Genomic DNA, 14,049 nt, shown 5'->3' with positions numbered 1-14,049 from the left:
CGGTAGTGCCGAAAGCGGCCGGTTCAGTCGAACCCGAACGGGTCGTAACGGATCGCATGGAGGGGGGTACCGGCGGCGAACATCCGTGACACCGTCGCGCGGATCATGTCGGGCGAGCCTGCCACGAGCACGTCGTGGTCGTGCCACGCTCCCCATCGGGTCACGGCGTCGGCCAGTGTGCCGTGTTCGACACCCGGTTCGCCGGTCACCTCCTCGACCACCGGGCACACCCGCAGCCACGGGTTGGTCGCGGCCAACGTCCACAGTTGCTCGAGGTCGTAGAGGTCTTCCAGGGTCCTGCCGCCGTAGAACAGCGTGACGGTGGGATTCTGGCCCCACTGTGCGAGGTCGTCCAGTATCGCCCGCAGCGGTGCGAGTCCGGTCCCGCCCGCGACCATGAGCACATCCCTGCCGGACTCCCGATCAACGCTCAACCTGCCCAGCGGTGCGCCGATCCGCCACACGTCCCCGCTCTGCGTGTGACCCACCAGTGACCGCGAGACCCAGCCGCCGTCGACGGCGCGGACGTGGAACTCCAGCGAGCCGTCAGGGCGTGGAGCGTTGGCGGGCGACAGGTAGCGCCACAGCCGCGGCCGCTGCGGAACCTCCACGCTGACGTACTGGCCGGCCCGATAAGGGATCGGTGATTCCGGCTCGACGCGGATCAGCGCCACGTCCCAGTTCAGCCTCCTGTGCTCGGCCACGGTGGCCTTCCAGAACGGCGGGTGGTGGTCGGCCTCGGCGGCCTCCTGCATGGAGCGCGCGACGATCGTGTACGCCTCGGCCCAGGCTCGCTCCACCTCCGGCGTCCATGCCGGGCCGAGGTGCCGCTTCAACGCGGCGAGCAGTGCCGTGCCCACGGCCTCGTAGTGCTGGTCGACAGTCCCGAACTTGCGATGATCGCGGCCGAGTTGGCGCAGGTAGGGTGCGAGGTCCTCGGGCCGGTCGACGAGCAGGATGAGTTGCCCGAGCGCGCGTACGTGCTTGCCCTCCGCTGCCTGCATGCCGATCGGGAAGACGTCCCTCGCTGTGGGCGCGAGGGTGAACAGCATGTTGTAGAAGGACTGGGAGATCTCCGGCAGGTAGGGCTGAGCCAACAGCCAGGTCTGCTTGATGTGCGTGACCATGGTGCTGACCGCAGGGGGTGGCTCGCGCGGCGGTGCCACGCGAGGGATTGGACTGATCAGGTCCTCTGTCATCCGCCTGCCCTACCGTCCCCGCATTCGTGCACTCTCCGTAGCGCAACTGTCGTCGCGATTATTCACGATCAGGTGACGCTCGCAGTAGTGGTCGCTTGTGCAGGTCGGCGAATCGCCTCGTCAGCCGGGGCTCACGGGCAATCCGCCGTTGGCGCCCAAGCGCTGTGGACAACACTAGGTCTCACTCCGCTCGCGCGGTAGCCGGTACGGCGGTTGCGGGCTTGCTGTTGCTCCATACGGGTGCAAGCGCGTTTGGCCGCATCGACGTGCCCGCCTGCCGAGAGCTGGATCTGGTGCTGGTTGATCACCCGCTGTCACGGTAGGTGGGTAGATACAGGCCCGCCCGCCGCCCACCACGAAACAGTGGCGGGCGGCGGGCGGGCCAGGTCGTGCGAGTGATGAAGCGGTTAGCTGGCGACCTTGTCGACGCGATGCACCTCACCGGTGCGTCGCTTCTCGCGGAAGTCGCGGACCTCGCGCTTGACCACCGGCACCAGGATGTAGAGGCCGATGATGTTGAACAGGGCGAGCAGGAACAGCACCGCGTCGGCGAAGTCGAGCACGCTGCCCAGCGTCAGCACCGAGCCCGCGATGACGAACAGGCAGTAAAGCACCTGGTAGGTCCGCTCGGCGACTCGAGACTTGCCGAACAGGAAGGACCACGCCTTCTGCCCGTAGTACCCCCAGGTGATCAAGGTCGACAACGCGAAGAGCGCCACAGCGACCGTCAACACGTACGGGAACCAGGGCAGCACGCTGCCGAACGCCTCGGAAGTGATGATCACGCCTTGCTCGTTGCTCGGAGGCTTCCCGCCTGCGAAGAAGGTTGCCTTGGCGTCGAGCCACATCTGGGGCGCGGCGATCACGATCGTCAGCGCCGTCATCGTGCAGACCACGACTGTGTCGATGAACGGCTCCAGCAGGGCGACGTAGCCTTCGGTGACGGGGTTCTTGGTGCGCACGGCGGAGTGAGCGATCGGGGCCGAGCCCAGACCTGCTTCATTGGAGAACGCCGAGCGCTGGAAACCGACGATCAGCGCGCCGATCGCGCCCCCGATCACACCCTCGGGAGCGAACGCGCCGGAGACGATCTCACCGACGGCTGCGGGAACACTGGTGATGTTCACCAGGATGACGATGAGGCAGGCCGCGATGTAGATGATGGCCATCGCGGGAACGAGTCGGCTCGTCACGGCACCGATCGACTTGATGCCGCCAATGATCACCGCACCGACGACGATCGCCAGAATCACGCCGAAGACGAACGCCGCCCCTCCGCCACCGAGCAGGCCGTCCTCCCCGCCGGTCACGTTCCTGAGTTGGGAGAAGGTCTGGTTGGCCTGGAACATGTTGCCACCGGAGAAGGCGAAGAAGAGCAGCATGATCGCGGCGAGGACGGCGAGCACCTTCCCGAGGGCTGCGCCGAAGCTTCCCTTGACGCGCTCTGCGAGGCCCTTGCGCAGGTAGTGCATCGGGCCGCCGGACACGGTGCCGTCCTCGTGCGTCTCGCGGTATTTCACCCCGAGCGTGCACTCGACGAACTTGGTACACATGCCGAGGAGCCCGGCGACGATCATCCAGAACGTCGCCCCGGCTCCGCCGATGGTCACGGCGACCGCGACACCCGCGATGTTCCCGAGCCCGACCGTGCCTGACACGGCGGAACTCAGTGCCTGGAAGTGTGTGATCTCGCCCGGCTCGTCGGACCTGGTGAACTTGCCGCGCACGATCTGGGTCGCGAGCTTGAACCCGCGGAACTGGATGAACCCGAAGTAGATGGTGAAGACCGATGCCGCGATGATCAGCCAGGCGACGATCCACGGGAAGGTGAGACTCCCGATCGTCACCTCAGCGAACACGAATTCGGACAGCCCGGTCGCCAACGGATCGAACACACTGTTGATCCACTCCTCGATCGAGGCGAGTGTTCCCCCCTCGGCGGCGAGAACGTGTGTGGCTGAGTCGGCCTGTGGGCTCGAGGTAGCCATGCTGGTGATGACAGACATGGTCCGGTAGTTGACCCCAAAGGGGCAGCCATGACAAGAGGGGACCGACATCTGTTACCCATTGTTACCTACCCACTTCACACGATAGTTCTGCCTTGAGCGGAACACACTCAACTTTTTTGACGTTGACCTTGTTGCAGACTTCGTTGAACGTATGAGGTGAGGGGATGGACGCTTTCAACCCGACCACGAAAACCCAGCAGGCGATCTCCTCGGCGGCGCAGGCGGCCACCATGGCGGGCAACCCCGAGATCTCGCCCGCTCACCTGCTCGGCGCCCTGCTCGCGCAGAGCGATGGGCTCGCCGGCCCGTTGCTGACCGCGGTCGGGGCCGACCCCGAGCAGGTGCACAAAGAGCTCGAACCGATCACCGCCGGGTTGCCATCCGCCACCGGCGCGACCGTCTCGACTCCGCAGTTCGACACCTACGCGGTCAAGTCACTGACGCATGCGCAGAAGCTGGCCACCGAACTCGGTGACGAGTACGTGTCCACCGAACACGTGCTCGTGGGGCTGGCCGCTGAGGGTGGTCCGGTGGCAGGCCTGCTCAACAGGCACGGCGCGACACCGGACTCGCTGCGGGAGGCGTTCACTAAGGTGCGTGGTTCGGCCAGGGTGACCAACCCCGATCCGGAGGGCACGTACCAGGCGCTGGAGAAGTACGGCGTCGACCTCACCGCACGGGCACGGGCAGGTGACCTCGACCCGGTGATCGGCAGGGACACCGAGATCCGTCGCGTGGTGCAGGTGCTTTCGCGGCGAACCAAGAACAACCCGGTGCTGATCGGCGAACCCGGCGTCGGTAAGACGGCGATCGTCGAGGGCCTCGCCCAGCGCATCGTCGCGGGCGACGTGCCCGAATCACTTCGCGGCAAGCGGGTGGTCGCGCTCGACCTCGGCTCGATGGTCGCGGGCGCCAAGTACCGGGGCGAGTTCGAGGAGCGGCTGAAGGCGGTTCTCAAGGAGATCAAGGAGTCCGAGGGCCAGGTCGTCACCTTCATCGACGAGCTGCACACCATCGTCGGGGCAGGCGCCACCGGCGAGGGCGGTGCCATGGACGCGGGCAACATGATCAAGCCGATGCTCGCTCGCGGCGAGCTGCGCATGGTGGGCGCCACCACCCTCGACGAGTACCGCAAGCACATCGAGAAGGACGCCGCCCTCGAGCGCCGGTTCCAGCAGGTGCTGGTGGGTGAGCCGTCGGTGGAGGACACCGTCGGCATCCTGCGCGGGCTCAAGGAACGCTACGAGGTGCACCACGGCGTGCGGATCACCGACGCAGCGCTGGTGGCCGCGGCGACGCTCTCCGACCGCTACATCACGGCCAGGTTCCTGCCGGACAAGGCCATCGACCTCGTCGACGAGGCCGCATCCAGGCTGCGCATGGAGATCGACTCCCGGCCCGTCGAGATCGACGAGGTGGAGCGAGCCGTGCGGCGCATGGAGATCGAGGAGATGGCGCTGTCGAAAGAGGACGACGCCGCCTCGCGGGAGCGGCTGGACGCGCTGCGCGCGGAACTGGCCGAAAGGCGTGAGCAACTCTCGGCGCTCACCACGCGCTGGCAGAACGAGAAGGGCTCCATCGAGAAGGTCCGCGAGCTGAAGGAACAACTCGAGCAACTACGAGGTGAGGCGGACAGGGCCGAGCGTGACGCCGACCTCGGCAGGGCGGCCGAGTTGCGATACGGGCGCATCCCTGCACTGGAGAAGGAACTGGAGGCCGCCACCAGGGCCAGCGAAGCCACCGAGGCCCAGCCCGACGTGATGCTCAAGGAGGAGGTCGGAGCCGACGATGTCGCCGACGTGGTCAGTGCATGGACCGGCATCCCCGCGGGCAGGCTGCTCGAGGGCGAGACCGGCAAGCTGCTGCGCATGGAGGAGGAACTGACCAAGCGTGTCGTCGGGCAGGCCGACGCGGTGCAGGTGGTCTCCGACGCGGTGCGCAGGGCACGCGCGGGAGTGGCCGACCCGGACCGGCCGACGGGGTCGTTCCTGTTCCTCGGCCCGACCGGGGTAGGCAAGACGGAGCTGGCGAAGGGGCTTGCCGAGTTCCTGTTCGACGACGAGCGGGCGATGCTGCGCATCGACATGAGCGAATACAGCGAGAAGCACTCGGTGGCGAGGCTGGTCGGCGCACCTCCGGGCTACGTCGGCTACGACCAGGGCGGTCAGCTCACCGAGTCGGTGCGTAGGCGGCCGTACTCGGTGGTGCTGCTGGACGAGGTCGAAAAGGCTCACCCGGACGTGTTCGACGTGCTGTTGCAGGTGCTCGACGACGGCAGGCTCACCGACGGGCAGGGCAGGACCGTCGACTTCCGCAACACCATCCTGGTGCTCACGTCCAACCTCGGCTCGCAGGCGATCGCCGATCCCGCGCTCGACGAGCAGCAGCGCAAGGAAGCCGTGATGGCTGTCGTGCAGCAGCACTTCAAACCGGAGTTCCTCAACCGGCTGGACGACATCGTGGTGTTCCACGCGCTGGGCACCGAGCAACTCGGGCAGATCGTGAACATCCAGGTGCGCAGGCTCGGACAGCGGTTGGCGCAGCGCAGGCTCACCCTGGATGTCACACCGGCCGCGCAGGAATGGTTGGCGCTCAACGGTTACGACCCGATCTACGGGGCGCGGCCGCTGCGCAGGCTCGTCCAGTCGGCGATCGGTGACCAGTTGGCCCGCAAGTTGCTGGCAGGCGAGATCCGCGACGGCGACACCGTGAAGGTGGATGTGCCGGAGTTGGACACCGGCGACGGCTCGCTCGTGGTGACGCGGGCGGACTAAAAGCCGAACGGGTATCCCCGACACGGCCTGCTGATCTTGGTCGGCGGGCCGTGGGGGATACCCTGTTCGCCGTGGGTATTCCAGCGTGGATCTGGTTCGTCATCGCCGCCGCTGCCGCGGTGGCCGGGCTTGTCCTGCTCGGCGTGGACCGGGCGAGGGAGACGTCGCGCAACAGGGAGCGCGCACGCTGGGCGCAGCTGCGTGGCTGGCAGTACGTCGAGGAGGACGACCGGCTTCCGCAGCAGTGGACGGGCGGCGCCATCGGCTACTTCGGCGCGCAGGCGGCGGTGAACGTGGTGGCGGGCTCGACGTTCACCTCCGACGGCCGGCGGCCGGTCTTCGTGTTCGACATCGAGGCCGACGGCGTGATCCCGGCGGTGATCGTGGCCGTGCGGTGCAACCGCATCCACCCGGTACTGCTCGAACTGTGGCTGGCGAGCGTGCCGTTCCAGCGTGCGGAGATGCCGGAGCTGCTCGGACCCGTCGGTCAGCGCTACGCCTTCGCCGACGACCTCACCGCCGCCAGGACCATCATCACCGACGAGTTGGTCGCCGCGGCCGACGCGCTCGGCGGCGATGTGGGGGTGGCCTGGCTGGAGAACGAGTGGGTGCTGGCAAGCGTGGCACCCAACGTCGGGCCGTCACGACTGGAGCGCTTGCTGCGCGACCTCGGCGAGATCGCCGACATCGTGGACCCGTTCGACTCCGCCACCTCGGCGGCGACCGCGGAACCGGAGGCGGGCGCGACCACCGACGAACGGGCTCGGGAGCAGGGTTTCTGAGATCCCGGCCGCGGGTGGTTCAGCCAAGGTCGAGGGTGCCGGAAAGGACGGGTGGCGGCTCGTCGTGGTACTCGCGCCCGTTGAGCGTGGCCGGAGCGGGCGGCAGGTCGAGCGTGCCTGAGAACCGCCCGTGCTCGGCCACCGAAAGCTCCCGGTAGTCCATGACGTACTCCACCGGTCCCCGGCCAGCGGCGTAGCCCGCCGCGAAGGCGTCGGTGTCGCCGTCCGGTTCCTCGGGCAGGGCGTAGCCGTCGTGGTCCGTGGCCGCTATGAAGCCACGAACGAACGACAGGTAGTCAATGGCACCGTTCTCCACTGGAGTTCATTCCTCGATCGGGTGAGGCTCGCCGGTACTCCTAATGGCTACTGGAAGATACTGCCTGTCACCGCGACGGTGCGAGTGAGGGCCGGTACTTTGGCCCGATGTCACTTGCACTGATCACCGGAGCGACCTCGGGAATCGGCGCGACGTTCGCGACCAACTTGGCCTCGGAGGGTTACGATCTCGTGCTGATCGCGCGCGACGAGGAACGGCTGCGGGAGCGGGCGCAGGAGCTGTCACGCCGCCACGGGATCTCCGCGGAGCCGCTGCCCACCGACCTCGCCACCACGCAGGGCCGCGAAGCCGTGGAACGGCTGCTCGAACAGCGGCCGGTGGACCTGCTTGTCAACAACGCCGGGCTCGGCCTTGCCGGCGAGTTCTGGACCGCCTCGCCGGACGAGTTGCAGCGCCAGCTCGACGTGAACGTGACCGCGGTGCTGCGACTGACGAGGGCCGCGCTGCCTGCCATGCTGGAACGCGGTAGCGGCGACATCGTCAACGTGTCCAGCGTCGCGGGCTTCTTCTCCGGTCGCGGCTCGACCTACACCGCCAGCAAGGCGTGGGTGACGTCCTTTTCCGACGGGCTCGCTTCGGCGTTGCGTGGCTCCGGGGTCCGGGTACTGGCACTGTGTCCCGGCTTCACCCACACCGAGTTCCACGACCGTGCCGGGTTGGAGAAGTCGGGACCGGCGGCCTTCTGGCTCAGCGCGGAGCGAGTAGTGGACGAGGCGCTCGCAGATCTGCGCCGAGGCAAGGTGATCTCGGTGCCGAGCAGGCGCTACAAACTGGTGGCCGCGATAGGCAGGCTGTTGCCACGTGAGCTGGTGCGGCGGCTCGGTGGCCGGTTCGCGGGTCGGGACCGGACGTGACGGCGCCGCGTGTCAGACTTGCTGCTCGTGGCGAAACCTTCCGTTGAGCAACCGGCGAAGATCGAACTGGCGAGACTGGTCAATGAGCTGTGCGTGGTGCACGGCAAGGTGAAGTTGGCCTCCGGCAAGGAAGCCGACTACTACATCGACCTGCGCAGGGCCACGTTGCACCATGCGGCTGCCCCGCTCATCGGGAAGCTGTTGCGCCAGCTCACCTCGGACTGGGATTACGTGGCCGTCGGTGGGCTGACACTGGGTGCCGACCCGGTGGCGACGGCGATGCTGCACTCCGCCGCGGCCGACGGTGTCGTGCTCGACGCGTTCGTGGTGCGCAAGTCGATGAAGGAACACGGCATGCAGCGCCGGATCGAGGGCATGGAGGTGGCAGGGCAGCGGGTGCTGGCCGTGGAGGACACCTCCACCACCGGCGGCAGCGTGCTCACTGCCGTGGCCGCACTGCGGGAGGCCGGAGCCACCGTGGTGGGTGTGGCCACGGTGGTGGACCGTGACACCGGCGCTCGCGAGGCCATCGAGAAGGAGGGCCTGCCCTACCGCTACCTGCTCGATCTGGGCGATCTCGGGCTGTCCTGACCCGGCAACGGGTCGTGCCGCTACAAGCCGAAACGACGAGTCCCGCACCGATTCCGGACGCGCAAGCAGCTCCGGCGGATCGGTTGGAGGTGAAGACGGCGGCGGCAAGGGCAAACGGTTCACGCCGCCTGACCCCCGCACGCGCCCGGTGTCGGAAACGAGCGTTCTTCCGGGGTCTTTTCCGTACCCGAGCAGTACTCGAGAAGCATTGGCCTGGTTATCACCCTGGACGCGACGTTCTGGTCAGGGCGACGTCGGTCGGTCCGATGTCAAGGATTCTGCAGCGGTGGGGGCTATTTTCGGTCGTCCGGTAGATATCGGGATCGATCGAATTCGAAGGATGGGTATGACCGCAGTCAGGAAGTCGTCTGGAAGAAGGCGTTGGGCTCGCCGCGTGTTGCCGGTGGTGGTGGCTACCACTGCGGTGGTGGGGGCTTCGGCCACGCCAGCCTACGCCGACGCCCGGGTACGTTCGGCAGACCAGGATGGTTTCCTTGGTTGTGCGGAGGGTGAATTCCGGAGTTACGGAGAATGGTTCTCTCTCACAGACCATTGTTGGGACGGTCATTCCGCGGTTATGAGGGTCGATGTAGAGCCCCTTGCGTCGGGCTACGATTTCGTGCTCTGGAACCCTCGGGGTATGGATTCGGTGAAGTCCTGGAACTACAGCTATCCGGAAGGCACTCAGGTGTGCATTCAGGTCGGTATCGGTGAGTACCGAACCGGAACCAGTTGGTCATTTGGCCGCTGGGACTGCACGCTCGCGTAGTCGAGGTTCGCGTTGTCCGCGCGAGTGCTGATCCCGACGGCAGACTGTCCTTGTTTCCTGCGGCGCGGCGGTGGGTGCTTCCTCGGGTTTCCGGCTGTCCTTGCCGCCGAGGGGCCCCCGACTCGGTCTGCTGGATTGTGAATCCCGGTTGTTAGGGAACCGGTATCCCCTCGCGATCCGGCCCTGGCATTGCAACCCCTACCCCTGGTCGCGGGCTCGTCAACAGAGCAATTTGTCGACGACTTCGCCACCGTTTCGGAGTAACGTTGTCCCTGATCAGGGGGACACGAGGGGCAGGTGGGGACATGCTGGGGCTGGCCGGGCTGACCGCGCTCACAACGGGGGTTCACTTTCTCGCATTGCTCTACATCGGGCTCGGTGGATTCCTCGCCTGGGTATGGCCGAAAACGATCTTGGTGCACGTTCTGTTCGCTGTCTGGGGACTGGCGGTGAACGTGTTGCCGCTGCCGTGCCCGCTGACCGTGCTGGAGGACTACCTGCGCGGTCAGCGCGGTCTGGGGCCGCTGCCGGGCGGGTTCAACGAGTACTACATCTACGACACGATCTTCCCTCGCGAGCTGCTGCCCGTGGTGGGGTTCGGCGCGTTGGCACTCGTGCTGTTTTCCTACGTCGGGGCCTACCTGCGTTGGCGTGGCCGCCACCACCTGGCGGCGTCCCTCACAGCTGGGGCGATGTTCGCTGAGCGACAATGAGGTCGTGATCGAGGCGGCGGGACCCACGGAGTGGCAGACACCCGATGAGGTGGGTGTCGGCCCGTGGCAGGGCCCATGGCCGGACGACGGCAGGTACGACCCGGAGCTGCTGGCCCACGGTGACCGCCGCAACGTTGTCGACGCCTACCGGTACTGGCGGCGGGAGGCGATCGTCGCCGACATCGATGCGCGCAGGCACCCGTTCCACGTCGCGATCGAGAACTTCAAGCACGACCACAACATCGGCACGGTGGTGCGAACGGCGAACGCGTTCGCCGCGGCGGCGGTGCACATAGTGGGCAGGCGACGCTGGAACAGGCGCGGCGCGATGGTGACCGACCGCTACCAGCATCTGCGCCACCACGAGTCGGTCGCCGGGCTCGTCGAGTTCGCGGCGGCCGAGGGCTTGCCGATCGTGGGTGTCGACAACATGCCCGGCGCGCAACCCGTGGAGACGGCCGCGCTGCCGAGGGAGTGCGTGCTGCTGTTCGGCCAGGAAGGTCCCGGCCTTTCCCCGCAAGCGCAGCGAGCCGCGACGCTGGTGGTGTCGATCGCCCAGTTCGGCAGCACACGGTCGATCAACGCGGGCGTGGCCTCGGGCATCGTGATGCACACCTGGGTCCGCCAGCACGCCGATCTCGCGGCGGCCTGGCGTCCCTAGCCGGGCGTGACGTCCACCGGGATGCCGTTGAGTGCCGCGGTGCCGGAAAGCACGTCGAGTAGCCGGTCGTCGGAGAGCAGGTTGGAGTTCACGCCCGCGTGGGCGGTTGCGACGGCCGTGCGCAGCCCCTCCACGTCGTGTCCCCAGCCGTGCGGGATGCTGACCACGCCGGGCCGGACGTCGTCGGTGAGCTCGACGGTGGCCGAAACCTTGCCGGTGCGGGTGGTGAAGGTGGCGGTGCCACCTTCGGTGAGGCCGAGGCGCTGCGCGTCGTCGGGATGGACCTGCGCGGTGCACCGGTTGCTGCCGCGAACCAGCGGCGGCAGGTTGTGCATCCACGAGTTGTTCGAGTGCAGCTGCCGCCTGCCGATGAGCACAAGCCTGTCGTCGGGCTTCTCCCCCAGTTCGGCCACGAGCCTGCCGACGTCGGAGACGATCGGCTCGGCGGCGAGTTCGATCTTCTTGCTCGCGGTGCACAGGATGTCCGGCAGGCGTGGCCGCAGCGGCCCGAGATCCACGCCGTGTGGGGCCGCTTCCAGGTCGGCGAGGGTCAGTTCGTACGGGCCGGCTCGCAGCATCAGATCGAGCAGCCGCTGCGGGCCGTTGCGCTCGCCCGCGACGGTGGGGTCGAGGCCTGCCCTTCGAGCGGTGTCGGCGGCGACCAGCTCGTCCAGCGCCTCGATGTCGGCGTCGGGGCCTTGCCCGGTCACGATGCCGGTGAGCCGCAGCAGGGTCTGCCACTCCTGCGGTTGGTCGCTGGGCAGCGCGGGCGGGGTCCAGTTCGCGACGTTGCGGACCGCGAGCTGGTAGAGCGCGACGTCGTAGTGCGGGCGCATCAGCGGGCTCGGGCCAGGCAGGATCACGTCGGCGTGCCGGGTCGTCTCGTTGACGTAGACGTCCACGCTGACCATGAAGTCCAGCTCCGCCAGTGCCTCGGAGAGCTTGGCGGCGTTGGGCCCGCTGAGACAGGGGTTGCCCGCGACGGTAAGGAGCGCGCGGATCTGGCCGTCACCGGGGGTGGTGATCTCCTCTGCGAGCGCGGCTACGGGCAGTTCGCCGAACACCTCCGGATATCCGCGCACGCGGGACCGCCAGCGGCCCGCGGTGAACGGTTTGCTCCTGCCACCGCTGCTGTTCACCTGGCCCGCCGCCGCGAGCGGGAACATGGCGCCGCCTTCGCTGTCGAGGTTCCCGGTGAGCACGTTCAGCACGTCGATCAGCCAGCTGGTGAGCGTGCCGAATGGCTGCGCGGTGGTGCCGATCCGGCCGTAGACGGCGGCGCGGTCGGCGCGGGCCAGTTCTCGCGCCAGCTCCCGGATGGCGCCCGCGTCGATGCCGGACAGTGGTGCGACCACTTCCGGGGTGAACGGTGCGGCGAGTTCGGCGAGCCGTTCCAGCCCGTTGACGTGTTCCTCGAGCCTGCCCAGCCGCACGAGATTCTCGGTGAAGATCACCTGGACGAGAGCGAACAGCAGTGCGGCGTCGGTGCCGGGCCGGATTCGGTGGTGTTCGTCGGCGAGTCGGGCCGTGCGGGTACGGCACGGGTCGACGACCACGATCTTGCCGCCTCGTCGCTGGATCGCGCGCAGCCTGCCGCGGACGTCGGCGGCCGTCATCAGGCTGCCGTTGGACACCAGCGGGTTCGCGCCGAGGATCAGCAGGTGTCGCGTGCGGTCGAGGTCGGGAACGGGGATGGAGAACGGGTCACCGAACAGGTAGCCGCAGGAGAAATGCTTCGGCATCTGGTCCACGGTGCTGGCGGTGTAGACGTTCCTGGTGCCGATGGCTTTGAACAGCGCGCGGCTGTAGAGGGCGGAGGACACGTTGTGCACAGAGGGGTTGCCCGCGTACACGGCGACCGCGTCGCGGCCGTGGTCGTTGAGCAGCGCGGGCAGGCGCGCGTCGATCTCGGCGAAGGCCTCGTCCCAGCTGACCTCGGTGAACCGGCCCGCTCGCTTCACAAGCGGGGCTCGCAGCCGGTCGGGGTCGTGATGCAGCGCGCCGAGGGAAGCGCCCTTGGGGCAGATGTAGCCGTGGGAGAACACGTCTTCCGCATCGCCGCGGACGTCGGTGACCGTGCCGTTCTCCACCGTCACCGACAACCCGCACGTCGCCTCGCAGAGTGGACAGGTGATGTGCGCCGTTGCCATGACCCCATCGTGGTACACCAGCGGCCACACCGGGAGGGGTCGGAAGAGGGCTATGTTTCAGCCAGGACGGGTTGACAGCCGCAGGACTGCCTTCGCCGCAGCGTGGGAGGTAGCCGTACGGTCTCCGGTTGCCGATCGGGGTCGGCGATCCTGGCGAGCAGCATGCGGACCGCGTGCGTGCCGATCTCGGCGACCGGTTGCGCCATGGTGGTCAGCGGTGGTTGCACCAGGTCCGCCCACTCGGTGTCGTCGTAGCCGACCACCGCGAGTTCCTCGCCGATGCGCACTCCCCGCCTGCGTGCTTCGTGCAGCACGCCGACCATCATCGCGTCGTTGGTGACGACCACGGCGGTCACCGGTTGTGGCTTGTCGAGCAGTTCGGCGAGTGCTCGGGCTCCGCGCTCGCGTTCGGAGTGGCCGCAAACGACCAGGTCCGGGTTCCACGGCAGCCCGGCTCTGCCCAGACCGAGGCGGTAGCCGAGCACGCGTTCCTCGCTGGTCGCCAGACCGGGAGTGCCACTGACAAGCCCGATGCGGCGGTGGCCGTGGTCGGCGAGGTGCTCGGTGAGTGCCGACGTGGCGTGGATGTTCTCGGCGCCGACCTGGTCGATGTCGCTGCGGGTGGTCAACCGGTCCACCAGTACGGTCGGTGTGCCCAGCGCCACCAGTTCGCTGATCACCCGGCCGTCACCGGGCACGGGGGTCAGCAGTACGCCTTCCACGCGCCGTGCCCGCAGTGCGCGCACGATGTCCTGCTCGGTTTCCACGGTGTCGTGCGTGTCCGAGAGCAGCACCGTGTAGCCTGCGGCGGCGGCCTCGCGCTCGATCGTCTGCATGAGCACCGCGAAGTACGGGTTGGCCAGCAGCGATATCGCGACGCCTATGGTGCGGGTTCCGCCGGTGACCAGCGATCGGGCGATGACGTCGCCGGTGTAGCCGGTGCTTTCGATCGCGTCGAGGACGGCGGCTCGGGTCTCCGGCGCGACGGCGCGGGTGCCGTTGACGACATGCGAGACGGTTGTGATCGAGACACCGGCCAGTTCGGCGATGTCACGCTGGGTCGGCCGCTGTGACCTCGGCGGCGGCATGTGCGCTCCTCCCAGTCGGCAAGGACTCCGGCAACCGTTTGCGCAAACGCTTGCGGCAAAGCATAGCCGCTGCCTACTGTCCAGACATCCCTGATAGGTGGACGTGACAACTCACTGTCGAG

11 protein-coding genes are annotated in these 14,049 nt (G+C 67.7%); 6 read left to right on the top strand and 5 right to left on the bottom strand.

What is annotated here, in order from left to right:
* Positions 1-23: 23 nt before the first annotated feature.
* Together SACMADRAFT_RS27600 and SACMADRAFT_RS27595 are read right to left on the bottom strand one after the other, a co-directional pair.
* A complete protein-coding gene (locus tag SACMADRAFT_RS27600; RefSeq protein WP_009157129.1) occupies positions 24-1,199 on the bottom strand; it encodes a globin domain-containing protein in 1,176 nt (391 codons plus the stop codon).
* 407 nt (positions 1,200-1,606) lie between these two features.
* Entirely contained in the window at positions 1,607-3,205 is a 1,599-nt protein-coding gene (locus tag SACMADRAFT_RS27595; protein ID WP_009157128.1) for an alanine/glycine:cation symporter family protein, read from the bottom strand.
* A gap of 167 nt (positions 3,206-3,372) precedes the next feature.
* Here SACMADRAFT_RS27595 and clpB point away from each other — a divergent pair, with 167 nt between their 5' ends.
* Together clpB and SACMADRAFT_RS27585 are read left to right on the top strand one after the other, a co-directional pair.
* Positions 3,373-5,982: an ATP-dependent chaperone ClpB gene (clpB, locus tag SACMADRAFT_RS27590; protein ID WP_009157127.1), complete on the top strand. Its 2,610-nt coding sequence runs from the start codon at positions 3,373-3,375 to the stop codon at positions 5,980-5,982.
* Between the two features lie 71 nt (positions 5,983-6,053).
* Positions 6,054-6,764, top strand: a complete 711-nt coding sequence (locus SACMADRAFT_RS27585) for a type III secretion system chaperone family protein (protein ID WP_050998431.1) — start codon at positions 6,054-6,056, stop codon at positions 6,762-6,764.
* A gap of 19 nt (positions 6,765-6,783) precedes the next feature.
* Here SACMADRAFT_RS27585 and SACMADRAFT_RS27580 read toward each other — a convergent pair whose 3' ends face one another.
* Positions 6,784-7,080, bottom strand: a complete 297-nt coding sequence (locus SACMADRAFT_RS27580; protein ID WP_009157125.1) for a pseudouridine synthase family protein — start codon at positions 7,078-7,080, stop codon at positions 6,784-6,786.
* Positions 7,081-7,187: 107 nt separating this feature from the next.
* Here SACMADRAFT_RS27580 and SACMADRAFT_RS27575 point away from each other — a divergent pair, with 107 nt between their 5' ends.
* The 4 genes from SACMADRAFT_RS27575 to SACMADRAFT_RS27560 all read left to right on the top strand — a co-directional run bounded on the left by SACMADRAFT_RS27575 (position 7,188) and on the right by SACMADRAFT_RS27560 (position 10,689).
* On the top strand, positions 7,188-7,955 hold the full coding sequence (locus tag SACMADRAFT_RS27575; protein ID WP_009157124.1) for an SDR family NAD(P)-dependent oxidoreductase: 768 nt from the start codon (positions 7,188-7,190) through the stop codon (positions 7,953-7,955).
* A 27-nt stretch (positions 7,956-7,982) separates the two neighbouring features.
* A complete protein-coding gene (pyrE, locus tag SACMADRAFT_RS27570; RefSeq protein ID WP_085977990.1) occupies positions 7,983-8,546 on the top strand; it encodes an orotate phosphoribosyltransferase in 564 nt (187 codons plus the stop codon).
* 1,074 nt (positions 8,547-9,620) lie between these two features.
* Entirely contained in the window at positions 9,621-10,028 is a 408-nt protein-coding gene (locus SACMADRAFT_RS27565) for a DUF2784 domain-containing protein (RefSeq protein WP_009157122.1), read from the top strand.
* A gap of 4 nt (positions 10,029-10,032) precedes the next feature.
* Complete coding sequence (locus SACMADRAFT_RS27560) at positions 10,033-10,689, top strand: TrmH family RNA methyltransferase (protein ID WP_009157121.1); 657 nt, start codon at positions 10,033-10,035, stop codon at positions 10,687-10,689.
* Here the strand turns inward: SACMADRAFT_RS27560 and SACMADRAFT_RS27555 are convergent.
* The gene (locus SACMADRAFT_RS27555) at positions 10,686-12,839 is read right to left on the bottom strand and encodes a molybdopterin-dependent oxidoreductase (protein ID WP_040926899.1); all 2,154 of its coding nucleotides are present in this window, start codon (positions 12,837-12,839) and stop codon (positions 10,686-10,688) included. The genes SACMADRAFT_RS27560 and SACMADRAFT_RS27555 overlap by 4 nt on opposite strands.
* 50 nt (positions 12,840-12,889) lie before the next feature.
* Positions 12,890-13,927 (bottom strand): LacI family DNA-binding transcriptional regulator, encoded by a 1,038-nt coding sequence (locus tag SACMADRAFT_RS27550; RefSeq protein ID WP_009157119.1) that lies wholly within the window; start codon positions 13,925-13,927, stop codon positions 12,890-12,892.
* Between the last annotated feature and the right edge of the window lie 122 nt (positions 13,928-14,049).

The organism is Saccharomonospora marina XMU15 (genome assembly GCF_000244955.1).
GTDB classification, from domain to species: Bacteria; Actinomycetota; Actinomycetes; order Mycobacteriales; family Pseudonocardiaceae; genus Saccharomonospora_A; species Saccharomonospora_A marina.
This window is presented reverse-complemented; position numbering and strand designations above follow the sequence as displayed.

Bases quoted from the DNA above. Each gene is read 5' to 3' on its own strand.
- SACMADRAFT_RS27575 (WP_009157124.1), top strand. From the start codon at position 7,188: ATGTCACTTGCACTGATCACCGGAGCGACCTCGGGAATCGGCGCGACG.
- SACMADRAFT_RS27555 (WP_040926899.1), bottom strand. From the start codon at position 12,839: ATGGCAACGGCGCACATCACCTGTCCACTCTGCGAGGCGACGTGCGGG.
- SACMADRAFT_RS27595 (WP_009157128.1), bottom strand. From the start codon at position 3,205: ATGTCTGTCATCACCAGCATGGCTACCTCGAGCCCACAGGCCGACTCA.
- SACMADRAFT_RS27600 (WP_009157129.1), bottom strand. From the start codon at position 1,199: ATGACAGAGGACCTGATCAGTCCAATCCCTCGCGTGGCACCGCCGCGC.
- SACMADRAFT_RS27550 (WP_009157119.1), bottom strand. From the start codon at position 13,927: ATGCCGCCGCCGAGGTCACAGCGGCCGACCCAGCGTGACATCGCCGAA.
- clpB (WP_009157127.1), top strand. From the start codon at position 3,373: ATGGACGCTTTCAACCCGACCACGAAAACCCAGCAGGCGATCTCCTCG.
- SACMADRAFT_RS27565 (WP_009157122.1), top strand. From the start codon at position 9,621: ATGCTGGGGCTGGCCGGGCTGACCGCGCTCACAACGGGGGTTCACTTT.